Annotated in this window: 23 protein-coding genes; 3 read left to right on the top strand and 20 right to left on the bottom strand. The window is 37.5% G+C overall.

Going from position 1 to position 24,362, the window contains the following annotated elements; genetic code table 11:
• Positions 1–246 precede the first annotated feature (246 nt).
• On the bottom strand, positions 247–933 hold the full coding sequence (rpe, locus tag KTJ10_RS17585) for a ribulose-phosphate 3-epimerase (protein WP_000043044.1): 687 nt from the start codon (positions 931–933) through the stop codon (positions 247–249).
• 184 nt (positions 934–1,117) lie between these two features.
• Between rpe and KTJ10_RS17580 the strand changes: the two genes are divergently transcribed.
• Positions 1,118–1,390 carry a DUF2218 domain-containing protein gene (locus tag KTJ10_RS17580; RefSeq protein ID WP_000843456.1) on the top strand — a complete coding sequence of 91 codons (273 nt, stop codon included), beginning with the start codon at positions 1,118–1,120 and terminating at the stop codon, positions 1,388–1,390.
• 5 nt (positions 1,391–1,395) lie between these two features.
• Here the strand turns inward: KTJ10_RS17580 and fghA are convergent, their stop codons facing one another.
• The 6 genes from fghA to KTJ10_RS17550 all read right to left on the bottom strand — a co-directional run bounded on the left by fghA (position 1,396) and on the right by KTJ10_RS17550 (position 6,576).
• On the bottom strand, positions 1,396–2,241 hold the full coding sequence (fghA, locus tag KTJ10_RS17575; RefSeq protein WP_238517514.1) for an S-formylglutathione hydrolase: 846 nt from the start codon (positions 2,239–2,241) through the stop codon (positions 1,396–1,398).
• Complete coding sequence (locus tag KTJ10_RS17570) at positions 2,210–3,661, bottom strand: C13 family peptidase (protein WP_032004344.1); 1,452 nt, start codon at positions 3,659–3,661, stop codon at positions 2,210–2,212. Before KTJ10_RS17570 ends, fghA begins: the two co-directional genes overlap by 32 nt.
• 136 nt (positions 3,662–3,797) lie before the next feature.
• Positions 3,798–4,589, bottom strand: a complete 792-nt coding sequence (locus KTJ10_RS17565; RefSeq protein WP_262442525.1) for a class I SAM-dependent methyltransferase — start codon at positions 4,587–4,589, stop codon at positions 3,798–3,800.
• Between the two features lie 9 nt (positions 4,590–4,598).
• Positions 4,599–5,264 (bottom strand): tRNA (adenosine(37)-N6)-threonylcarbamoyltransferase complex dimerization subunit type 1 TsaB, encoded by a 666-nt coding sequence (gene tsaB / locus KTJ10_RS17560; RefSeq protein WP_262442524.1) that lies wholly within the window; start codon positions 5,262–5,264, stop codon positions 4,599–4,601.
• A gap of 135 nt (positions 5,265–5,399) precedes the next feature.
• Positions 5,400–5,927 (bottom strand): gamma carbonic anhydrase family protein, encoded by a 528-nt coding sequence (locus tag KTJ10_RS17555; RefSeq protein ID WP_080632626.1) that lies wholly within the window; start codon positions 5,925–5,927, stop codon positions 5,400–5,402.
• Between the two features lie 22 nt (positions 5,928–5,949).
• Positions 5,950–6,576: a CoA pyrophosphatase gene (locus KTJ10_RS17550; protein ID WP_014208431.1), complete on the bottom strand. Its 627-nt coding sequence runs from the start codon at positions 6,574–6,576 to the stop codon at positions 5,950–5,952.
• Positions 6,577–6,690: 114 nt separating this feature from the next.
• Between KTJ10_RS17550 and KTJ10_RS17545 the strand changes: the two genes are divergently transcribed.
• Entirely contained in the window at positions 6,691–7,239 is a 549-nt protein-coding gene (locus tag KTJ10_RS17545; protein ID WP_002115876.1) for an NUDIX hydrolase, read from the top strand.
• Between the two features lie 54 nt (positions 7,240–7,293).
• Here KTJ10_RS17545 and KTJ10_RS17540 read toward each other — a convergent pair whose 3' ends face one another.
• From KTJ10_RS17540 to KTJ10_RS17515, 6 genes are all read right to left on the bottom strand, one after another.
• Positions 7,294–9,222, bottom strand: a complete 1,929-nt coding sequence (locus KTJ10_RS17540) for a protein FilF (RefSeq protein WP_262442523.1) — start codon at positions 9,220–9,222, stop codon at positions 7,294–7,296.
• 18 nt (positions 9,223–9,240) lie between these two features.
• On the bottom strand, positions 9,241–10,488 hold the full coding sequence (filE, locus tag KTJ10_RS17535; RefSeq protein ID WP_262442522.1) for a putative pilus assembly protein FilE: 1,248 nt from the start codon (positions 10,486–10,488) through the stop codon (positions 9,241–9,243).
• On the bottom strand, positions 10,482–12,146 hold the full coding sequence (locus KTJ10_RS17530; RefSeq protein WP_170248464.1) for an OmpP1/FadL family transporter: 1,665 nt from the start codon (positions 12,144–12,146) through the stop codon (positions 10,482–10,484). The genes filE and KTJ10_RS17530 overlap by 7 nt, the downstream gene beginning before the upstream one ends.
• A gap of 18 nt (positions 12,147–12,164) precedes the next feature.
• On the bottom strand, positions 12,165–13,334 hold the full coding sequence (locus tag KTJ10_RS17525; protein WP_216076534.1) for a transporter: 1,170 nt from the start codon (positions 13,332–13,334) through the stop codon (positions 12,165–12,167).
• 45 nt (positions 13,335–13,379) lie between these two features.
• A complete protein-coding gene (locus tag KTJ10_RS17520) occupies positions 13,380–14,213 on the bottom strand; it encodes a C39 family peptidase (RefSeq protein ID WP_002115878.1) in 834 nt (277 codons plus the stop codon).
• Positions 14,214–14,516: 303 nt separating this feature from the next.
• A complete protein-coding gene (locus tag KTJ10_RS17515; RefSeq protein ID WP_262442521.1) occupies positions 14,517–15,392 on the bottom strand; it encodes a DUF6160 family protein in 876 nt (291 codons plus the stop codon).
• A gap of 358 nt (positions 15,393–15,750) precedes the next feature.
• On the opposite strand from KTJ10_RS17515, the gene KTJ10_RS17510 reads away from it, so the two are divergent.
• Positions 15,751–17,103, top strand: a complete 1,353-nt coding sequence (locus tag KTJ10_RS17510) for an anthranilate synthase component I family protein (RefSeq protein WP_262442520.1) — start codon at positions 15,751–15,753, stop codon at positions 17,101–17,103.
• Positions 17,104–17,106: 3 nt separating this feature from the next.
• Here KTJ10_RS17510 and hisC read toward each other — a convergent pair whose 3' ends face one another.
• From hisC to KTJ10_RS17475, 7 genes are all read right to left on the bottom strand, one after another.
• Positions 17,107–18,192 carry a histidinol-phosphate transaminase gene (gene hisC, locus KTJ10_RS17505; RefSeq protein WP_262442519.1) on the bottom strand — a complete coding sequence of 362 codons (1,086 nt, stop codon included), beginning with the start codon at positions 18,190–18,192 and terminating at the stop codon, positions 17,107–17,109.
• 69 nt (positions 18,193–18,261) lie between these two features.
• Entirely contained in the window at positions 18,262–19,551 is a 1,290-nt protein-coding gene (hisD, locus tag KTJ10_RS17500; protein ID WP_199993490.1) for a histidinol dehydrogenase, read from the bottom strand.
• A gap of 106 nt (positions 19,552–19,657) precedes the next feature.
• Positions 19,658–20,341: an ATP phosphoribosyltransferase gene (gene hisG, locus KTJ10_RS17495; RefSeq protein WP_005071248.1), complete on the bottom strand. Its 684-nt coding sequence runs from the start codon at positions 20,339–20,341 to the stop codon at positions 19,658–19,660.
• On the bottom strand, positions 20,341–21,597 hold the full coding sequence (gene murA, locus KTJ10_RS17490) for a UDP-N-acetylglucosamine 1-carboxyvinyltransferase (RefSeq protein ID WP_199993488.1): 1,257 nt from the start codon (positions 21,595–21,597) through the stop codon (positions 20,341–20,343). Before murA ends, hisG begins: the two co-directional genes overlap by 1 nt.
• Positions 21,598–21,603: 6 nt before the next feature.
• On the bottom strand, positions 21,604–21,855 hold the full coding sequence (ibaG, locus tag KTJ10_RS17485; protein ID WP_002115399.1) for a BolA family iron metabolism protein IbaG: 252 nt from the start codon (positions 21,853–21,855) through the stop codon (positions 21,604–21,606).
• Between the two features lie 138 nt (positions 21,856–21,993).
• Positions 21,994–22,332 carry a ribosome hibernation-promoting factor, HPF/YfiA family gene (hpf, locus tag KTJ10_RS17480; RefSeq protein ID WP_262442518.1) on the bottom strand — a complete coding sequence of 113 codons (339 nt, stop codon included), beginning with the start codon at positions 22,330–22,332 and terminating at the stop codon, positions 21,994–21,996.
• Between the two features lie 166 nt (positions 22,333–22,498).
• The gene (locus KTJ10_RS17475) at positions 22,499–23,947 is read right to left on the bottom strand and encodes an RNA polymerase factor sigma-54 (RefSeq protein ID WP_086265266.1); all 1,449 of its coding nucleotides are present in this window, start codon (positions 23,945–23,947) and stop codon (positions 22,499–22,501) included.
• Positions 23,948–24,362 lie beyond the last annotated feature (415 nt).

Here is a 24,362-nt window from a genome sequence, read left to right as displayed (position 1 = left end):
TGCATTGTTTTTTGCACAGGTTATTTTTTAGCAAAGCTTAATAAAAAACCAGCTAATAAATTATTCAACACGCATAAAAAAAGAACGCCAAAACGTTCTTTTTTCATAGTTTTTGTCTATAGAATAAACGGTTGATCTAATTTTGTTTATTTTACCAACATCTTATCCATACGGTTATCAACACAGTTATCCATACAGTTATAAACAAAGTTATCCACAAGTTTATTTTAGATTAACTCTATCTTTTTAAGCATCAACACTGCCTACTTTCGCAAGCTCTGCACGCATTTGGTCAATCACAACTTTATAATCGGGTTGACCAAAAATTGCTGAACCAGCAACAAACATATCTGCACCAGCTTCTGCAATTTCACGGATATTTGCAGGACCAACACCACCATCAACTTCTAAACGGATATCACGGCCACTTGCATCAATAATTTTACGAGCTTCACGTAATTTTTCTAAAGTCATTGGAATGAACTTTTGTCCACCAAAACCAGGGTTTACACTCATTAATAAAATTTGGTCAACTTTATCAAGTACATAATCTAGATAATGCAATGGTGTTGCTGGGTTAAAAACCAAACCTGCTTTAGCACCACCAGACTTAATAAGCTGTAATGAACGATCAATGTGGTGAGATGCTTCTGGGTGGAATGTAATAATATCTGCCCCAGCTTCCAGGAAATCGCCAATAATACGATCAACTGGAGATACCATTAGATGCACATCAACAGGAGCTGTAATCCCATAGTTTTTTAAAGCCTTACATACACCTGCACCAAAAGTTAAATTTGGAACATAGTGGTTATCCATCACGTCAAAATGCACTACATCTGCACCTGCGGCTAACACTTTGTCTACATCTTCGCCTAAACGAGCAAAATCGGCAGATAAAATAGAAGGAGCAATCAAATAAGGCTTGGACATAGGTGGATGACCTGGCTAGAAGTTTAAGGAGAGGCTAAAAATTATAACAAAAAAGAACCTACTTAGCCCGCCCTTCCTTGCTTAAATGACAACATTTCAAACATGAAACGTAACGTTGCAACAATAGAATGCTAATGGCCAAATGAATTTGTTAAGGTACATTAAACCAATGTGAGGATTGATAATGAAAAGCACAACTCATCTATTAACAAACGATGGAAAACGCATTGCAAAACGTCTAGTTAATCATTGGAAACACAAATTTGAAGTACAAGAAACCGAACAAGATTTTAAAATCTTAATGCCTACCGCAACAATTACGCTTGCACCAGAAACAGAGCAGTTAAACGTTGCTATTGACAGTCAGTTAGATGACCACAACCACTTAGAAAAAGTTGTTCTTGATCATCTAAACCGTATGGCTCAACAAGAATTTCAAGTTGAATGGCAACACTAAACTAATTAGCCAGATACTTTTTCTAACTGGATTGCATGAAACTGCAAATGCTCATCCATAAAGGTCTGGATAAAATAATAGCCATGATCATAGCCAGCATGTTGTCTTAAAGTTAAAGGCTGTCCTGCCTTTAAACATGCTTGTTTAAATTTTTCAGGGTGAAGTTGTTCATAAAATTGGTCATCTAACCCCTGATCCACCAAAATTTCATTAAATACCGCACCATTTTTTGAGACTAAAGCCGTGGCATCATGAGCCAACCAGCTATCACGATCTGCACCCAAATAATGGCTAAAAGCTTTTTCACCCCATGCACATTCAGTTGGCGCGCAAATCGGTGCAAATGCAGATACCGACTTAAACTTGTCAGGATATTTAAAAGCCAAAGTCAATGCGCCATGGCCACCCATTGAGTGCCCAAAGATACCAACCTGTTGAGCATTTACAGAAAAGCTTTTTAAAATGAGTGGATATAACTCATCTATTAAATAACTTTCCATTTGATAATGCTCAGACCAAGGTGCTTCTGTGGCATTAATATAAAAGCCTGCACCTTGACCTATATCCCAATGATCCCCTGCCGCAATCTGTTCGCCACGTGGAGAAGTATCAGGTGTAATCAAAATAAGACTAAGTTGTGCTGCCAGATGCTGAGCATGTGCTTTTATGGCAAAGGTTTCTTCTGTGCACGTTAAACCCGCTAAGTAAAACAAAGTTGAGCAAGCTTTACCTTCTAAAGCTGCCGGTGGTAAATAAACACCAAACTTAGCAGGCCCTTTTAAATAAGAAGATTCAAATTGGTATATACGCTGCTCACCCTCAAAGCAGCGGTTTTTTTGCAGGAGTTGCATCGTTTTTAGCCTCTGTTTTTGTTTGAGCAATATCTACACTACCCGTATTTTGCTGAGGAAATAGATACTTTTCCAATTGAGGTAGCATAAGTTCCATATTTTTACCGATCATCCACTGAGGTTCTGAAGGTTCAACACCTTGAGCCACTTCCCATTTGGTTACCGTTTGCTTAGCTGTGTTAAACGAATCTTTCATCGACGATTGCTCTCGCATAGCCAAATCAAAGAAAGCTCGTCCAAAATAGGTATAGTCAGCTTCGTTATTACATCCAAAAGAAGTTTTATCAGCAGCCGATGCGGTAATAATTAAAGTATCAGGAGACTGTAAAGCAGGAATAAAGCTTCCTGAATAACAGGCTGAGATAACAATCACACGCCAGCGAATACCGGATTTGTCCAGTGTTTCACGTAACCATTTCGGGTCTACTTGCCCTAAATCTAATGGCGCATTTTCAATTTCGAAGTGATTTTGTTCACCGTGTGAAGTCATATATAGAAATAGGACATCGCTATCACGGTTCATTTGCTGGCCCATACGGCGTAGGGCTAACTCGATACTGGTTTTAGAGGCAATCGGAATTTCTGTTCGCGTATCTGGATTATTGACCAGCATCATTGAGCGACCAATCGTTCCGAAACGTGTATCAAACTGCTCTTTAATACGGACCACTTCCGATTTAAAAACATCTTGATAACTATCGCCAGCAACACCTAAAAAGTACCAATGGCTTTTGGCGAGCTCACCATATTGAACTTGCTCTAAAGAATCATTTAATAGTTTACTTTGCGCATAAAAAGCATCTTCAGCAAATGTAGGAGCCGTATCTTCTACTTTCCAAATCGGTTGATCTTTTACAGAAAGTTGCCAAACCACCATCGTTGCAATAGTCGCAACCATAACCAATGCACGTTCCCACCATGGCCATTTAAGCTCACGTGAGAAAACCCAAATTACCGCTAAACTTTGCCACACGAATAAAGCTACAAATAAGCTCGGTAAAATTCCGTTATAAATAGCATCGGGAATAAAGTTGAGATAACCATTAGACCCCAAATACTGAATTAAACATTGAATTAATAAGATATTTGTATCTAGAACTAGCCAAAGTAAAGCAGGAACTAGCATTAAACGAGGTTGGTTAGTTCGCTGTGATAAGAAAATACCAACAATTAAGGCAATGAATGGCCAAAGTGCATAACCAATTAAACCTTGTGAATTAAAATCACCGATTTGACCAGCGACAAGCCAACTATAAAGAGAGTTAGTACATCCTCCTAAAATTCCCCAGACAATAAGCTGAAGAATAGATGGATGCACAATCTGTAAAGAACGTCTTGACCCCAAAAACAGCCACATTCCGGCAATTTGGTTGCTTTTAAAATCATGCCAAAAGTTAATGGAGGGTTTAAGATCAATCATAAAAGGTTTTCAAAAATTTCGTTTTTGACAGGCATCTTAAGTGTATGCCTGCTAAGAATTTTAGCAATCATGCTTTTGAACTATATCACATATATTTGTGCATTATTCAAGCAATAAAACCTAACCTTACATAAGCCTACTGAAAATACGCATCAAAACGACAAGCATCTCCTTGCCATTGATGAGCTGGCTCTTGATTCGCCAAGAAAATAGCATGGCGCGGTCGTTTAACGACTACACGTTTAGCAACTTTCTGTGCCAAAACCAGCAAATTATCCCCCAAATCCATCTCACCATCTTCGGGTAAAAGGAGATGTAAAAGCTGCATCTGTTTTTTTACTTGAGCTTGTTTTTTGATTGCTTGGTGATTCTGATCACGCTGTGGAAACATCGGATCTAGATAAACCACATCAACTAGTTGAGCTGTTTGCTGTAATTGTTGTAAATAACTTGCAGAGTCAGCAAAGATTAGTTGAATCCGATCCATAAACTGGCTTAAAAAGCTATCTTGCTCAGCTTGTGCTTTTGCATCTTCAAGTAAAGTAAATAAAATTGGATGGCGCTCAACCAATTGTATTTGCGCGCCTAAATAAGCCATGAGTAAGCTATCGTGACCCAAGCCTGCTGTAGCATCAACCAGTATTGGTTTTTCACCTAACTGACAAGCCCGAGCAATCATTTCTGATTTAAGACTTGCACGTTTTAAACGGGAAATTTCGGCTTTCCAGTCGGGCTGCATTTTCATGCCATTTGCAGATAACCATAGCCCGTTTTCATCCACACAAAGTGCCAACTCAGGATTTAAACGCAGAAAACGTGCATTCAGTTTTTCAACTAACTGCAAATCTACAGTCACACCTCTAGAACAAAGCACAGCTTGGTAGTGCTGTGCTTGTTGTTGAAAATCTAATTCAAAATATATGTGCATGATTCGCCTTTATTTTGCTTTACCCTGATCTGCTATTTTTTTCCATGCATCATCACGTAAATAAACTGGCAAAGCATGTTCAGCATCAACCCACTGCTTTTCTTCTGCATAAACACGTGCAATAGAAGCAATGTCTTGTGCAGTTGCAGTGATTGTTTGATGCTCTGCATCAGCTTGAAGTAACTTTGCGCCCGAACCAATTAAGCAATGTTTTGCGTAAGCAGCAGCTGGCTCGTAGCCCATTAATTTTTCTTCATCAATACATTGCATAATTCCATGCTCATCTAGAACATAACTTGCAATGTAAACTTCGTTCATACGCGCATCGAGAACCGCAGTCACTTGTTTCAAACCTTCAAGTCTGTATGCCGCTTGAGCTAAAGCTTGCAATGTAGAAACGGGAATTACGGGTAAATCTTGTGACCATGCCAACGCCTGAGTCACAGCTGCATTAATGCGAACACCACTAAAAGAACCCGGCCCACGGCTAAAGGCAATCGCATCTAGACCAGCAACCTCAAGACCTGTTTGTTGTAGCCCCTGCTCAATCATGGGCAAAATGGTCTGGGTTTGTGCTTTCGCCCGCGTATCGAGTTGAAAAAACAGTTCTTGGGTTTCATCGACTAATGAAATAGAACACTGCTCATTTGCAGTTTCCAACGCCAGCAATTTCATGCACAACCTTAGTATTAAATCAGATTAAAAACGAGGGTTATGATACCCCACTCGGCTCTGATAGGCGAGTTGTTCTCTTTCTAAATAAAAATGCCAAGCTTGTGCTTGGCATAAAAATATTTTTCTAAAAAAGAGTTAAAAGTGGAATTCTTTTAAATCTGCATAGTTCTTAAAGTGCTCAGCATAATGCAATGCACTCAAACGTATTTTTGCAGCGCCATCTTCATCTAAAGTTTTGACAATTTTGCCAGGTGAACCCATCACCACTGAGTTATCTGGAATTACTTTCCCTTCAGGAATTAGAGCATTAGCGCCAATAATACAATTTTTTCCAATCACAGCCCGATTTAAAATTACGGCGTTCATACCAATCAAACTATTATCACCAATCGTACAACCATGCAGCATGACTTTATGACCGACTGTGACATATTCACCAATATTTAGCTCAAGTCCAGCATCGGTATGCAAGACAGAATTTTCTTGAATATTAGAAAAATCACCAATTCGAACTACGCAGTTATCGGCACGAACTACTGCACCAAACCAAATACTGACCTGACGGCCTAACTCTACTTGTCCAATTAGCGTTGCAGTTGGAGCAACCCAGCCATCCCATGGCTCATGTAATGCTTTGGGGTGCTGTCCTTGATAGCTATACATCATAATTTATCAATCCTGATCTTTATTTTTTATGAGAAAACTTTGGCATTCCAAAGGTTGGTGAGTTAAGTAAAAATGGCCAATCTTTTTGATAACCCAATCCATATTTAAACAGAGCAACCAACATACGAGCAGTTAAACCCCAGATAATTTCATTATCAATCTGTAAGCTTGGAAAATATAAAGACTGATGAGCATACCGTACTTCATAGGGTGTCGGACGCGTTTCAATAAGTTGCTGTAACGGGACAAAGAAAATTCGATCAATTTCGGTAGGCTGAGGTATTAAAGTCACCTCAGGGGGAATAAGCCCAACGATGGGTTTTACAGACAAACCACTTCTTGCACGCTGCATCGGCAAATCACCTAACAACTGTACATCAAACGGATTTAAAGCCGTCTCTTCTTGAGCTTCTCTTAGCGCTACAACAATATTACTCGTATCACTGGGGTCACGCTTTCCACCAGGAAAAGAAACTTCCCCCGCATGGTTGTTCATATGTATTGAACGGCGTGTAAGCAGTACCTTTGGATCATTTTCATTCGTAATTGCAATGAGTACTGCTGCTTGTGCTTCTTGTATGCGGGTGGAAAAGCGCAATCTTTGCTGTAACTTTTGTGTTAGCAAGTGCTCTTCCATACCATTCACCTATTATTCTGTCTCTCTTTGCATCATATCTGAAAATCAAAGTTAGGGAATAGAGTTGATGCGTAAGTCTAAAAATTCAGTTATGCTGAGGCATCTCTATACTCGATGATAATTATGAGTTTCTGTGTAGCGTGTGGGCATAAAACCGAACAAAAAATTCCTTTAGGTGATCATAAAGTACGCCGTGTTTGTACTCATTGTGGAAATATTCATTATGAAAACCCCAAAGTAATCTGCGGTGCCTTAGCGTTATGGGAAGACAAAGTATTACTCTGTCGTCGTGCGATTGAACCTCGTTATGGCTTATGGACATTACCTGCTGGTTATATGGAATTATTTGAAACCATGGAACAAGGTGCAGCACGTGAAACTCGTGAAGAAGCAGAAGCCGAGATAGAAATAGAACAACTTTATTGCATGTACAATATTCCGCGTATTGGTCAAATTTATGTTCTTTTCAAAGCACAGCTGAAAGATGGCATTTTTGGTGCAGGCGAAGAAAGCATCGAGAGTCGTCTATTTGAAGAGCATGAAATTCCATGGGGAGAACTCGCCTTTCCTAGTGTTGAACACACTTTAAGACATTATTTTGAAGACCGTAAAAAACAAGTGTTCCCAACACATCTTGAAACTTTGGGGACTCGCTTAGACCATACGGGTTAATTAATTAGACAAATAAAAAGACCGCTAAGCGGTCTTTTTATTTGTCTCTTATTTTTAAGATTTAGTCTTAATCTGATAACAATCAGCTGTTCTCAGTGTTACAGTTCCAGCCATACGCTGACCTAAAGCTTTTTCAGCCTCGGTCGGAGCAGGTGAAATATCTTTAATATTATTATATACCTGCTGATAGAAAGCATATGGATTTAACCATGAAACTGTTGTATTTGTATAGGTCGTAAGGTTTGCACCACTGACCTGCCCTTGTAATAAATTCGCAACGTTAATTTTTGCACCACTTACAAGTAAAGTTTGACTACCAGTTTGAGAGGTACTTTGAACAACATTTGAATTTAGGCCAACTACAATGCCATTTAAATTCCCTAATTGAGGTACTCCAAAAATCATTCTCACTGTAATTGACTTATCGTTGGTGGCCGACTCTGTTCCTCCTGTTGTACCAATTCTATGCTGCTGAACTCCATTATTATCAATCAAACTTGTATTTGAGACCACTCCACACTGACCAGACATATCCGTTGCAGTAGCATTAGGTTTAATATCTGTTCTAATGTCTCCATTTTCATCAACTACAATACCCAAATCAATAGGTGCAATTCCTGCTGTATCAAATTTAAAGTTTAGAGTTGCATATAATGGGAAAATATAAGTTTGACCAGATTTGACATTATTAGCAGTTTTAAAGATCTGATTAGAAAGATAGCTCGCAGGGCTAACCTTATAAATATCCATGGAACCATTAAAATTTTGGTTATCAACACTCTGTTTCCATAAAGCATATTGCTGAGGATTAGGAGTTTTGGTATTCATCAACCCGAAATATGAACTATCACGTCCTGCAATAAGCGAATCATTTAATAATTTGCCTTGATAAATCACTAAATCTTCATTTGTATTGTTAGAAGTTTTTAAACGGAATGGTTGTGTTGATTTAATTTCTGTCTTTATTGGATCAAGCCAAGTAGTTTGAGAATCCGCAACCATTTGAGTTGGCTTAGATTTTGTAAAGATATTGAATACTTTACTAATTGCTGTTTCACTGGCGATCGTACTTGTTCCTTTCCATTGTAAGCCATAACCAAAGGTATATCCCTGACGATCGGATAATAAGAACAAATTGCCAAACATATGTTGGGTATTAACCCCACTTTTTGGGCAATCCGCTAAATTAGTTAAATTACAACCATAAAAATTTTCAGCTACAAAATCAGGTTTAGCCAAAGTAATATAATCTGATTGATATAGTCCTACTAAACTTAAATGTGCCAATTGGGTTACTAGTTCAAAAGCTTGCGTATCTGATAATGGACTTACATCTAACCATGGTTTCAAAATATTGGCATAGGCCCCATTTTTCCATTCTGTAGCTGTAATATTTTGAACTAAAATATTTAAAGTATTTTTCTTCTCATCGGTAAATTGGGTTAGCTGCAAATCACCAGCAACATTATCTCCCCTCTCTAAGCCAATGCTTTGAAAGAGTTTTACCAATGCCATTGCAACCCGCACTGTAGGGTCACTCTGATTAAGTGATGTTGGAGTTTGGCCAGTTAATCCTATTGCCATATCCATGACTTTCAAACGTGGCGGAACAGTCATCTGAATTTTTGAAACAGTGTCTAACTTAACAGAACCTAGTTCAATTTTTTTTGTAGCTTTAGCATCTTGCAAATAAAAACTAGCAGTATCGCCGGCTTTACAAGATCCGATAACACTATTTCCAGAAGCCTTAGTAACAAAGCTTAGATTCGCTGCACTACTACAGGTAAAATTAATACCCGCTATTGGGTAATCTAAAGAAAATTGTAGACAATCACTGTTTGTTACGGAACAACTTCCATTAGCAGTAGCTCCTCCTGATCCATTTGTAGGATTCTCATTTATTGTGGAACTACCACCACCACATCCGTTTAGCATCAATGCCAGTGTGGTAAGTGCAAAAGGCCATAAAACTTTTTTATTCATTAGATATCCTACTTATTTTTAACGTAATACCGAAATTTGAATTTGTCCCTGATTCGTTAACTCATTTTCTGCAACATCTACGGCAGAGGATAATGGCGTCAACATCATGTAGTGCGCAGACGGGGGTAATTTTAAAACACCTTGAATTGATGCGTGTTGTAACAGAGTAGAAGGATACGATTTACTCTTAAATCCGCTCACTCCCTCCAAGATACACCCTTTATCATCTAAAAAAATAACCAAAGGCCAATAATATAAAGGTCTCTCATTACTAGCAGCGAATGACATAAGTTTTAAATGTTGAATTGAAGGATCAAGCTTTATCAACTCATACTCAAACTTTTCTTTGAGAGGTTTTCTTGGCCACAAATTTACTTCTTTATTTATACTGAGCTTTTTAATTGATTTATTATAATTTTTAATAAAACATTTATCCTGTTCAAAAGTTGCTTCTAAATCTTGAGAAGATAAACGTATATACGTCGGCGCTAATACTACTGCCGACTCTGCATCTTGAGTATGGCGATTAAAAAGCTGATCCAATGTTGATCGACTTAGACCTTTTTTCCGTTCTATTGACTCAGTTCTGCCTAATCCATCTGGCACGATATAAAAACGCTTTTTTCCTTCTAAATTAAACTCTTGGTCTTCTAGATATTCACTATTTACATATTCTATGCCATCAATAGTAGTAAATTTAGACTTATCTTTTGAAGAAGTTGGCTCAGGGGAAGCCTGTGAAGTACTTTTGATCGGGGGTGGAATTAAAAGTAATTGTTTCTGCCATTCATTATTAGACGCCGTTTGAAGTTTTACATTTTCATTAGGTGTTTTTAATTCATGACTATTTACTGAAGTAGGCTGAGTATTTTGGGCTTTTCTCGGTGCAGTCGGTGCAGTCGGTGCAGTCGGTGCAGTCGGTGCAGTCGGTGCAGTCGGTGCAGTCGGTGCAGTCGGTGCAGTATTTAATTTCTTTTGTGTAGGTTGCACGATTTTTTTTGGTGAATCTATAGTTTTTTCTTTAGAAACTTTTTGAGCTGGATCAATTATAGTTTTATTAGATGGAATTTGGGATTGTATTTCCATTCTAGGAGGTATCTGTCTTTTTTGATCAACTTTTTTACTCGGTACAATCATAGGACGCCCATCGGGACCTATAATCGTATAAAAACCGTCTGCATAAGATACAGAGACACTTGCCATCGCAACACATAAAATTGAGATAGCAAGTTTAGGGCGAAACATCCATTTATATTGTCTTACCATTTTGTTCTATAACTCAAACCAAGCACTGTAATTTTAGTATTTGTTTTTACATCTAAACCCGCATAAGGATTTAATAAGATATTATCGACACCGCATTTATTCGATAAAGTACTTGTACAGGCTGGTATGTTGTCTCGGCTGCGTAAGAAACCAACTGAAAGGTCTAAATCCGTATCTGCATCAAAACGATATCCTAATCCTAAACCAAACAACTGTGCATTGTTAATTGGAACCATAGTATTTCGTTTGTCATTAGGAATAGCACTGGCGCGCGGCTCATAACCAGCTCGCAATTTTAGACGATCTGTTGCTGAATACTCTAAACCAATTCCCCAACTCCACGGTGAGGTAAACTTTAAGGGTAATGCTAAAGAGCTATCGGTCACATCATTAGATAATAGTTTTGCTACTTTAAGTAATGAGATCTGACGATCAAACTCAAATTTAAATTTATCCCATGCCGAATAATCTGTCCATCCAACATCAAAGTTCACTTGTAGGTCTGGCAATATCTTGTACTTAATACCTGCCTGAAAATGTGCAGGGTACTCTAAATCCATTGCAACTAAACCTGATTCAATATCAGGTACATAACCAGGCAGACCTAAAATTCTAGCTAGAATTTGACCAGTAGCAGATGAATTCAATCCCTTAATCAATTCTTGAGGTGCTTTAGCATTATCAATTAAGTATTTGCCTTTCATACGCATCTTGGCTGAACTTTGATAAACCATACCAAAGCCAAAATCATCTGTTGGTTCCCACAATAAGCCCAAGTTATAACTTGGACTTAAAGACTGCTCCAATGAAACTTGTAAAGCTCCCATTTTATTAAATGGATTCATTCCTTCCTGAGCATTACACATACCAAATAATAATAAGTCGGTAATCATGTCATTATTATTTTTAAATGGTGCGCAAACCACTTCATCAACCATACGCAAGACACCAATCATCTCATTTGGAAAGCGAAGATCAGTTTTCAATGCTAGTGCGTTATAAGACATACCAATTGAGGCACCAATTGATAAGTGATCATTTACTTGAAAACCAAAAGATGGGGATAAATATGTGATTCGCTCTACTGCAACTTGCTGCCCCATATAGTTACCAGCATTTCCATTTTCTGCACCAAAACCAGCAACCAATGGTGCATATATCGCTGTTGCATAAGTTACTTTTGAGCCAGGTGGTTTGTAGGCAATTCCTGCAGTAGGAGCAACTAGTGGATAACCTTCACCTAAATCGACCATTTTTTTAAGGATAGGGACATACAAGCTAGCGTATTCAACATCGCCACGCACTGGCCCTTTAAAATCTGTACAAATATTAGCAGTAACTTCTGGTCCATCATTGCAGACAAGAGGATCATCCGAATAACCAAAAATATTATAGCCAGGCGGGGCTGAAAACTCGCGTTGGATATCAAAATTAGCAAGAATACCCTGTACATCAGTTTGTAGCCCATCAATCTTGGCTAACGCTGCAGGGTTAAAATGAACAGCACTAATACCTGGTGGATCTGCTGTTACAGCATTCCCCATCGATAATGAACGAATATCTACAGCTAGGTTTTGTCCTAATTGAGCATTGGCAAAGCTAGAAAAACCAGAGATCACAATTGCCACTGTTAAAGGACATAATTTAGGATATTTCACCTGCCTATCTCCTTATTTTTATTTTTTGCGCAAACCTAAGATATCTAGCGGGAATGACAAGCCAAGTGAAACGTCTGGCGCATCCTCTGTTAAACCAAAGCCAACTGTACCGTTAACAATCGTATCAGGTGAAACACGCACCCCCAAAGCAAAAGCCATCACAGCACTACTCTGATCTGGCGACTGATATGATTCACCATTTGCAAACTGAAACTCTGAATTTAAGTTAAAGCTTTGTTGGTAAGACATGGTTAATGACACATCATAGTTAAAGGAATAGGCAAAACCGAAAGAGAAGCCACCACTGATTCCAGGATCAAAAGATTCTAAAATACGATTACCACGTACCTGATTTAAACCAGTCTCTTTAAAACCATAATTGGCAGAAGCAGATGCAAACAAAACCACCGGGTCGATATATTTACGAGTACTTGCTCCTAAACCTACAGAGTAATAACCTTTACCAGTTGAAAGTTCATTTTGAGCAACTTCATATGGACTATCCCCAGTTTTAGTAGAAACGCTACCAAACAAAACTAAAGGTAAGCGCCCTTGTTTCAATGGGAAAGGTTCCCAACGGGCTCCCAAAGAAATATCCCCCAACCCTGCAGTATCTGAATCGCTAGCAATATCAGATTTAGCAACGAGAGGTACAGTTGCTGAAAGTGTTAAATTATCTAAAACACCATATTGAGCTGTAAAACTGTTGGTCAATGTATGCTGAGCATCTTCCCTAATACTCAAACGACTAATACTAGAATTATCATCTCCTAATGCTAAATCTAAAATACTATCGCGGTAATAGGTGTAATCGAGATCATAATATGTAGAAATTTCGCCTTTTTTTATTAATGAATATTGTCGTTCATTCGAGGTAAAAACTTCTTGTAAATTGGTCTCTTGGCTCGCATCTCCTTCTTTTTTCTGTAAAGCAGTCGCGGCTTGATTCGCTTCTGGATTAGCTGATGTAGGTTCAGATTCAGTAGTTGTAGATCCATTAGTCGGATCTACTGCGCCTTCTTGCACTGAATTTGATGTTGGCGTTATGTCTGATACTGTAGTCGTTTCGGAAACAGCTGTACTATTTTGTACACCTGCTTGTACAACTTGATCATCCGCATAAAGTGTACCTGTAATAGCACTCATGCTTAATGCCAATACACTCATCTTCATCCATCGATTATTCATATTTCTTCCCACCCAATTTATTTATTTTACTAAATCAAATTTTCATTACTTACGCTTGTAGTAAAGACGCATATAAGTTTCTATCGGCTGATTATGATTGGAAGAGTGACTATCATTATCCAGAACCCTTCGCATTGTTGAGGCTTTATTTGCTAAACGATCATAATTAAATGTTGGATATTGCACATCCACAAAGGCATAACGGTTAACAGTTGCATCTTCCACATGACGCATATCAGCATCTTTTAATGTCAATAAGTCTTTACGCTGCGATTCAGGGACAGAAATAACAAATAAAGTATTATTATCCCAAACTTCTTTAAAACGATTTTCATCAAAGCTGATATTGCCTAAAGCAGGATCGGCTACATATACTCGTCCATCTTTATAAGCTTTATATACGACAAAATGTTTAAAACCAGCATATGAAATAGGAACAATTGCGGGCTGGCCTAGTTTAACTAAATCAGAAAACTCACCACGATAGCCGCCACTATCTAAACCAATAGCAGTTACAAACCGCTTCATATCAAGTAGTGAAAAGCTACGGCGTTCAATAATCCGCTGATATTCGCCATACTGAAGTAAACCACTCATTGTTTGTTGCTCAGTTAAGCTTGTACCCACATAACCATTCAACAAAGTTGTAAGTGCAGCTGAACCACAGCTATAGTCATAGGCTTGTCGAACAATACCGCGAAATTGATCTTCAATCGCAGGCTTAATCGTTACAGGCTCAATATGATTTCGGCGAAATGATAAATTACGTGAATCGGCTGTCTCTGTATAATAAACAGTTCCCGGTGGCTTTTTTTCTATTTCGAAGGCTTCTGTCGCAAAGTAGTATATCAATGCTGAGCCCAAAGCAATCTCTAACATAAGCACTTGTTCTAAATGGTGGCCTAACCGGCCTTATTCATTTTATTCTTAGAGCAATAGCTCTACATCCCTGTGTGTTGAAGATACCTTTTTTTTCTGTAAAAAACAGCCTTTTTTTAATTTTTTTTGATGAACGTTTAGTTTTATAAAAATAGAGAGACTTTTATGCTTAATTTACGTTGATTTTTAATTTAATAGCTTGTTTCTATCAATCAAAATATATTTTTATATAACAAAATTAGATGAGTTCATAAATAAAAAAAGCGCGTATTAAACGCGCTTTTTTTTATTAAAACTTTTAAATTAGTGACCAGAGATTGTAATTGTAGAAGTACCAACATTAATACCTTGGATTTCAACGTCACCAATTGAAGCAGCAGTGTTTGAACCCAAACGAATACCCTGTGCGTATACATTCATGCCTTGAGTACTATTATTTTGAATCTTCAACCCAGTCGGTACAACAGAAATGTCGGCATTCACATCTAAGTTACCAGTTGTATTACCAGCACCACGGACCATAACTTTATCTAGGACAATTTTACCACCGCCAGCAGCATCATTAATACCTAGGTTAGATAGAGTTAAACCACCTTGCAAGCTCGAATTAACTTTAATCATTGCACCTTGTGGTGTAGCACCTAATTGAACATTAGCTGAAATTGCACCTAAAGATAAATCTAAACCAGAAAGAATTTCAGTTGGTGCAGTTTCTGTAATACCACGTACGGCAGTAGTTTCATTTAAAGTACCAGAACTACCAACACCAATAGAGCCAACTTTTACATTAACTGCACCTACATTTGCTGCAACGTTTAAAAACGCGCCATTTCCACCAGATGCTCCAACGCTATCAATTTTAAGATCTAATAAGTTCTTTGTTGCATCTACCTGAGTAAGAGTGATCGCTTTACCACCTGTTGCCGTTGTACCTGTGATTGTAATTGCACCGGCAGTTGCTGCAGCACCAGTAATACCTGTAGCAGGATCTAAACCATCGTTATCGTGAATATATAATTTGTCGATAGAAATACCACCAGTACCTAAAGCGATACCGATATTAATACCATCTTGACCTGTAGCAGCACTAAGCGCAGCATCGTCCATTGACTGCATTGCCATTGCATTTGCGCTGATAGCTAAAGAAGAAACTAAAGCAAGTTTAGTAAACATTTTCATTGAGCACTCTCCCAAGAGCATTTATTTTTTGACTTAACCACTCTCATTGTCTCAAGTTGCATTTTTCTTTATATGGCAACCGAAACTTCCAATCCTTGAGTAGGTTTGCTTAGCAATTACTAAATTACATCTACGTTAATTTTTGTTCAACTAGTGTTGTGCATTTTTTGCCAACTACCCGACAAACGGTACGCTCAAGTTTTTCTTAATAAACCCTGCTAAAAACCATAAATCCTAAGTTAAATTTTCGTTCATTTTATCAGCAAAAAAGATTATCAGTTAAAAGACTTTCTATTGATGAACTACAACTTGTAGTAAACTAATTACTCTCTCCTTAACCGCTGTCTCTTATTTAAAAATGTCTCAGTTAAAGAAAAAAATCTCTTTACATGGTAAAAATGCTGCCGATATTTTAAAAAAATTAGACGGATTAAATGGGCTTATTTATTTAAATGATAACAACAATCCAATTATTGGATTTCTTCCTCAACAATATATTCTAATTCAAGATGAAAATTATTTAGAATTTGAGCGTCAAAAATTTGATGAATATAAAAATATATCAAAACCAAACCAATTAATAGATTTTATTCAGTTTAAAGAAGTTAATTCAAAAAATAATATTCAGACTATAACAAGTTTTATGGGGGGTTATATTGGCTTTATCAGTTATGATTTCAGTGCGCATCAATTTATTAATGGTAAAAATCATATACAACCTTCTTTATTCATAGGCCAATATCGTTCTTTTTTAAAATATATAGATAATGACTGGTATTTTTTTAGTGATGAAGCAGATGCTCTTGAGCTATTCTCATATATTGAAAATAAAATACAAAATTTTATTTCTGATAACTCTAAAAATATATTTGAATTAAAAACCACCATTCAACCCCGATGGTCTAAAAAACAATACCTCGATGCTTTCTATAAAATACAAGAATATATTAAGGCTGGAGACTGCTATCAAATTAATTTAACTCAAGAGTTTAAAGCTAAATTTTCAGGATCCTTATTAAATAAAGCTAAAGATCTATGGAAACTTACAAATGCTCCATATGCAGGTTATTTAAAATTAGATGATTTTGAGTTATTAAGTTGCTCTCCCGAGCTTTTCATCGAATTTAATCAAAATAAACAAATTAAAACTAGACCTATTAAAGGCACAATGCCTCGCTATGAAAATATAGAAAAAGATTATATTTCTAAACAAACCTTAAAAAACTCTCAAAAAGACCAAGCTGAAAATGTGATGATTGTCGATTTATTACGTAATGATTTGAGCATTTATGCCAATACAGGATCTGTAAAAACGACAAAACTATTCGAGATTGAAAGTTTTAATCAAGTACATCACATGGTAAGTGAGATCGTTGCGACTCTTAAAGACGATATCAATCCTATGCAAATGTTGCTTTCAGCCTTACCCGGAGGCTCAATCACAGGTGCCCCAAAAATTCGGGCAATACAAATTATTGAAGAGTTGGAAGAAGAAGCAAGAGGTGCATATTGCGGGACATTAGGGTATTTCAATTTTGATGGAACAGGTCGCTGGAATATTCTTATCCGTAGCTTTCAACAATATCAGAATCAGCTTTCTTTATGGGCTGGTGGAGGTATTACAATTGCATCAAATGCAGAGGCAGAATATCAAGAAAGCCTTGATAAAATCTCTGCTATGCTGAACTTGATGAACAGCACAGCAGAGTAAAATTTAGAGAATATCTTGTTTTAATGTCTGTACTAAACGCTCATTTTGCTCATCAGTTCCTACAGTAATTCGCAAGAATTGATTAATACGAGGCTTATTGAAATAGCGCACAATAATACCTTGTTCACGCAATTGCTGGGCAAGCTGACCTGCATCATGCGATGAGTGAGAAGCAAAAATAAAGTTTGCTTTAGAAGGTAAAACTTTAAAGTCCAAAGCAGTTAAGTTATCGACTAATTTTTCACGACTAGAAATAACTTTTTGACATTGTTCCTCAAAATAAGCCTGATCTTCAAAAGAAGCTACCGCGGCTGCAATTGCAAAACGGTCAATAGGATATGAGTTAAAACTATTTTTGACAGCTTCAAGAGCCACAATTAAATGAGACTGAGCAATCGCAAAGCCAACGCGTAAACCCGCAAGAGAGCGAGATTTTGAAGTTGTTTGGCACACAACCAGATTTTCATAGCGATTTACTAAACTCACCGCTGATTCTGCACCAAAATCAACATAAGCTTCATCAATGACAACCACCCGATCTGGATTAGCTTTTAAAATTTGTTCAATTTCGGCTAAGCCTAGTGCAATACTTGTTGGAGCATTAGGGTTGGTAATAATAACCCCACCATTTGGTTGTGCGTAATCTTTAACTTCAATCTCAAAATTTTCATTGAGCGGAATTTCTTTAGTTTTTGTTCCAAAGAACTGACTGTAAACTGGATAAAAACTATAAGTGATATCTGGATAAAGAATCGGTTCATCTTGAAGGAAAAATGCTTTAAAAATATGAGCAAGTACTTCATCTGAGCCATTACCAACGAAAACTTGAGATACCTCAATATTCTGTTGTTTAGCAATTGCTTGCTTTAAAGCTGTTGCATCTGGATCTGGATATAAACGCAAGGCATCAGCTTGCTGAGTTAAAACAGCTTGAACCGCTTCAACTACTTTTGGTGATGGCGGATATGGATTTTCATTCGTATTGAGTTTCAATAAATTCTGAATTTTAGGTTGCTCACCCGGAACATAAGGTTCTAATTCACGAACTTCTGGACTCCAAAAGCGCATTTGTGCTGTAGATACAGTCATAGTCTTATCTCAAAAAAGGGCTGAAAATCAGCCCTGAGTAATAATTAAAAAACTACAAGGTTTATAAGCTTATTGATAACGATAGCGAGCTGAGCGTGCATGAGCATCTAAGTTCTCTTGGACAGCTAATATGTCGGCTGTTTTAGCTAACGTTTTAACCCCATCTTTTGAACACATAATCAAGCTTGAACGTTTTTGGAAATCATAAACACCTAACGGAGAAGAAAAACGGGCAGTTCCAGATGTCGGCAATACATGGTTTGGACCCGCGCAATAGTCACCGATTGCTTCAGGTGTATAACGTCCCATGAAAATTGCTCCAGCATGACGAATCTCTTCGCTCATGGCTTCAGCATCATCTAAGCACAGCTCCAAATGCTCTGGGGCAACCTGATTAATCAACTCGATTGCTTCTGCACGGTCTTTGACTAATACCAAAGCACCACGGTTTTCAATCGAAGTTCTTGCAATATCTGCCTTTGGCAATTCATTTAAATGCTTTTCAATTGCCAACTCGACTGCATTAAACAAAGCTTCATCTGGAGTTATAAAAATAGCTTGAGCCACAGTGTCATGTTCAGCTTGTGATAAAACATCCATAGCCAACCAATCTGCATTATTCTCACCTTCTGCATATACTAAAATTTCAGAAGGTCCGGCAATCATATCGATGCCGACTTGACCAAACACAGCACGTTTAGCAGCTGCTACAAAACGATTCCCCGGACCAGTGATTTTATCTACAGGTGGAATGGTCTGAGTACCATAAGCAAGAGCCGCTACTGCTTGCGCCCCCCCAATAGTGAATACTCGACTAACTCCCGCAAGGTAAGCCGCCGCGAGAACCAATGGATTTAATTCACCGTTTGGCGCAGGAACAACCATAATAATTTCAGGTACACCAGCAACGTGGGCTGGCACAGCGTTCATTAAAACTGAAGACGGATAAGATGCTAAACCACCTGGCACATAAATACCCACACGGTCTAGAGGCGTGACTTTTTGCCCTAATGTATTGCCCAAATCATCTACATAAGTCCAGCTATCTTGTTTCTGAGCTTCATGAAATGTACGAATACGAGTTGCTGCTAACTGAAGAGCATCGCGAATTTCTGGGCTTAAATTATCAAAAGCAGTTTTAAGCTGTTGTTGAGATAACTCTAAATCTGAAAATTGATGCGCAGGATGTCGATCGAACTGTTGAGTAAGCTTTAAAACATGATCATCACCATGCTGACGAACATCAGCAATAATTTGATCTACTGTTTGCACTAAATTAAGATCATTCACGGTTTCAAATGCTAAAAGCTCAGCAAAAACCTGTTTGAAGTTCTGATCTTGAGTCGATAAACGTCGCATCAATTTACCCACAAGGCGAAAAAGAAAAAACAAGTTTACTCTTTTTCTAAGCGCTTGTGGGCATCATCTGAAGCAACTATCACAAAAGCATGATGGGAAATTGCTTTTAACGTGATTGAACAGCTTGCTCGAGCTGTGAAATGATTGGGTTTAATAGAGTTTGCTTACGTTTAAAACTGGCTTTATTTACAATTAAACGTGAAGAGACTTTGCAAATCTCCTCTAATGGCTCAAGACCATTCGCTCTTAGCGTATTACCAGTATCAACAACATCCACAATGTAATCGCCCAAACCGACCAAAGGCGCTAGCTCCATAGAACCATAGAGCTTGATAACATCGACTTGCTCACCTAGGCTTGCATAATACTGACGTGTAAGATTGACATATTTCGTGGCAATTTTTAAACGGCCTTTTGGACGCTCCATCCCCACTTTACCAGCAGTCATCAATTTACACTTAGCGATTTTCAGGTCAAGTAGCTCATATACATGCTGAGCACCGTGTTCCATCAACACATCTTTACCTGCTACACCTAGATCTGCTGCGCCATTCTCTACATAGGTAGGTACATCAGATGCACGTAGAATTAAAATACGTACTTGCTTATGCGTAGTAGGAAAAATCAGTTTACGGGACTTTTCCGGATCTTCGAGCAAATTAATACCCGCAGTAGCTAGTAAAGGTAACGTCTCTTTTAAGATGCGGCCTTTACTGAGTGCCAAGGTCAAACCATGATCAAAATTGCCCATCACATCAAAATTAGGATCATCGTTTCTTACATCATTCATTAACTTACTCGCTTAATTTTGGCACCTAAACCTTGAAGTTTCTCTTCGACATGCTCATAACCACGGTCAATATGGTAGATACGGTCAATTAAGGTATCTCCCTCTGCAACTAAAGCTGCTAAAACTAAAGAGAACGAAGCACGCAAATCCGTTGCCATTACAGGTGCAGCCTGTAAAGTTTCTACTCCAGTTACGACAGCATCATGACCTTCAACCTGAATATTAGCGCCCATACGTGACAATTCAGGAACATGCATAAAACGATTTTCAAAAATCGTTTCAGAGATAGTTGCAAATCCACGACCAATAGCGTTTACCGCCATAAGCTGAGCTTGCATATCTGTTGGAAACTCTGGATGTGGCAAAGTTCTAAAACTTACGGCTTTAGGGCGTTTGCCTAACATATCAAGTTCGATCCAATCATCACCACGAGTGACTTCAGCACCCATTTCTTCAAACTTATCTAAAACAGATTCAAGTAATGCAGGATCGGTATGTGTAGTTTTGACACGACCACCCGTAATTGCAGCAGCGGCCAAATAAGAACCCGTTTCGATACGATCAGCTACAACGGCATATTCACAGCCATGCAAACTTTCTACGCCTGTTACAACAAGAGTATCAGTATCAAGTCCTTCAATCTTCGCACCCATTTTAATGAGCATTTGAGCAAGGTCAGTGATTTCAGGTTCACGAGCTGCATTACGAATTGTCGTAACACCATCAGCTAGTGCAGCAGCCATCAAGATGTTTTCAGTACCGCCAACGGTAACCATATCAAAAACAACTTCACCACCTTTTAAACGACCTTCAACTGAAGCATGGACATAACCATTTTCAACTTCAATATGTGCACCTAAAGCTTCTAAAGCTTTTAAATGTTGATCAACTGGACGTGATCCAATTGCACAACCACCAGGTAAAGAAACTTTTGCATTACCGTAACGTGCTAATAATGGTCCTAAAACCAAAATTGAGGCACGCATCGTTTTTACTAGTTCATAAGGAGCGAACTGATTATCTAAAGTAGAGGTATCAGCTTTTACTGTGTCATTTTCATAGCTGATTGTAACCCCTAACCCACCAATCAACTTGACCAAAGTATTTACGTCTTTAAGATTTGGAACATTAGTGATCGTAATTGGAGAGTCTGCAAGAATAGTTGCAGCAAGTAATGGTAAAGCTGCATTTTTAGCCCCAGAAATGCGCACTTCCCCGTCGAGCTTAACACCACCCGTAATTAAAAATTTATCCATTAATATTTAAGCTCCGAAAAGGCTTGCTTTACGCCATTCATCTTTGGTCATTGCACGAATTGTCACCGCGTGAACTTCGCCACTTGCAATATAAGTATTTAATGGTGCATAAACTAATTGTTGGCGAGCAACAGTACGCTTACCGTCAAATTGATCATCCACAATACGGAGGTCAAATTTTCCGGCCTGTCCGCTCACCGCTACTTCCGCTTCAGGGAAAGCTTCTTTTAAAATTTGAGTGAGCTGTTCACTATTCATTGCAAAGACCTCTGACACAACCTAAGGTGTAAAACGAAGTATTTTACTATAACTTTTTCAAAGAATTCAGTACGTGTTTATATTTTATCAATAAAAAAGAGGCTATCTTTCAAGCCTCTCTTAATTATATAAAACTTATTAAATAGAAACAGCGACTTGCGCATAAGTGCGCTGCATTTTCCGATATTTTAATAATTGTTTTTTTAATTTTTCAGTTAGTTTTTTAATTGAAGTATACATATCATCAGCAGTTGCCTGAGCAAACAGCTCAATTCCTGGCAATCTTACAATAGCCTCTGCAACATGGTTCGAACTACCTTTATGAGAGCGCTTATCAATTTGATGATCTTTTGTTAATTTAATTTGCATACTATTCACCTGATCTAGGTGTTTCGTTAACTGATTAAATTTTGATTTAATATTTTCTTCTATAGCTGGTGTAATTGCTAAATGATGTCCACGAATCGTTAATTGCATAATTCTATCCCTCACCTTTTTTAGGTTATCTAAAGAAGAACTAAAACGATTTAATGCTATCAAAAGAAATCTAGGAACAATTAAACCATTTTAGTTACTCTCTTGGTGAAAATGAAATTTCATTATTTCGTCATAATGAATCTCTAGAATAGCCATACTTCAAAATTCAGATCAAGACTTTTCTTTCAGAGGACGAAGGAATATGTAACGATTCTCGATATTTTGCGACCGTTCTTCGAGCCACTTCAATTCCCTCATCTTTTAATAATGTAGCAATTACATTATCTGACAAAGGCTTACGTGGATTTTCATTTGCGACTAGTTTCTTAATCATTGCCCGAATTGCGGTAGAAGAGGCCTCTCCTCCTGCTGTTGTTCCTACATGACTAGAGAAAAAATATTTCAGCTCAAATAGACCACGAGGCGTAAGCATATATTTATTTGTAGTTACACGAGAAACTGTAGATTCATGCAATTCGACTTCTTCTGCCACATCTCGAAGAACTAGCGGCTTCATTGCTTCAGGACCTATTTCCAAAAAGGCTTTTTGATGCTCCACAATACAAGAAGCTACTTTTAATAACGTTTTATGCCTTTCATCAATGCTTTTGATAAAGTTTTTCGCCTCAAGCATTTGATTACGTAAATATAAATTATCCTCACTCTGATCTGCTCTACGAATCATACTAGAGTAAAAAGAATTAATTCTTAATTTAGGAAGTACATCTGGGTTTAACTGAACCTGCCAATGTAAATCTTTTTTTGAAACCACCACATCGGGAATTTGATAATCAGATTCTTGCTTATCAAAATCCATTCCAGGATAAGGTTTTAACGTTTTTAAAAGATTGATTGCAAACTTTAATTGGTCTTTCGTTAAACCAGTTTGTTTAAGTAATTTATTAAGATCATTAGCTATCAAAAGCTCATAATACTGTAATAGATTTTTTGCTTCGTTTAGATATTCAACATCTTTTGGTAGAAACTCTAGCTGTATCTTTAAACATTCCGCTAAATTACGCGAACCAATCCCTAAAGGATCAAGTCGTTGAATGTGTTTTAAGACAACTAAAACTTCATCCTCCTCAATCTCCTCCTCGATATCCATTTCATTCAATAATTGTTGTGCAGCTAAAATTATTTCTTCAATTTCAGCATCCAAGAAACCTTTATCATCTAATGCATCAACAATACAATAAGCAATTAATTGATCAATTTTAGAAAAATGCAAAAGATTAACTTGTTCTAAAATATGTTCCTTAAGAGATAATTGAACTTGGCGATTATCTTCCCGCTCTTCAAATTCTGGAGTAGCTAAAGCTGTTGATTGATGGGTATAAACATCATCCCACTCAGTATCAACGGGCAAATCATCAGGCAAATGGTTTGCATTTAGTTCCGTTGTTAAATCATCCGATTCTTTATTTTCTAATGTAGACAGACTTTCCGTTAACGACTCTTCTTCTATTTTTTCAAGCAAAGGATTACTATCTAGTTGAATCTGAATTTCCTGTTCAAGCTCTAAACTAGAGAGTTGTAACAAACGAATCGCCTGCTGCAATTGAGGTGTTAACGATAGAGAATTCGCTACTTTCAATCCAACAGATAATTTCATATATTTCATTTTCCATAAAACAAGCAAAAATCATGCCTATTCAACATTTATAACATATAGTCTCCATTTGTCATACATATCCAACTGAAATTTGTAGAAGAAAAAAGAGATTTTTCCAATTATAAAAATAATCTTATTAAATTAATTCTATCAAACATGGTTCCAATATAAAGTCAGACACAAAATCTTGTTATAAAAAGTTAATTAGGAGGAGCTTGTTCTATTTTAATTTTGTTTAATTGATTACCCTTCGGTTGTATAGTTTTTTCTATTAAATTTAAAGATTCAAATCATAGCTTACTATTTTATATTTATTCCCTACAAATATATTTTTCTCACGCATAAAAAAACACCCCCATTCATTGGAATGGGGGTGTTTGGAATAATGAGCTGGCGATGACTTACTCTCACATGG

It is taken from the genome of Acinetobacter sp. WU_MDCI_Abxc222 (assembly GCF_025514755.1).
In the GTDB taxonomy this organism is placed as follows: Bacteria; Pseudomonadota; Gammaproteobacteria; order Pseudomonadales; family Moraxellaceae; genus Acinetobacter; species Acinetobacter geminorum.
Note: the sequence above shows the minus strand (reverse complement) of the source record. Positions and strands in the feature narration are given on the sequence as shown.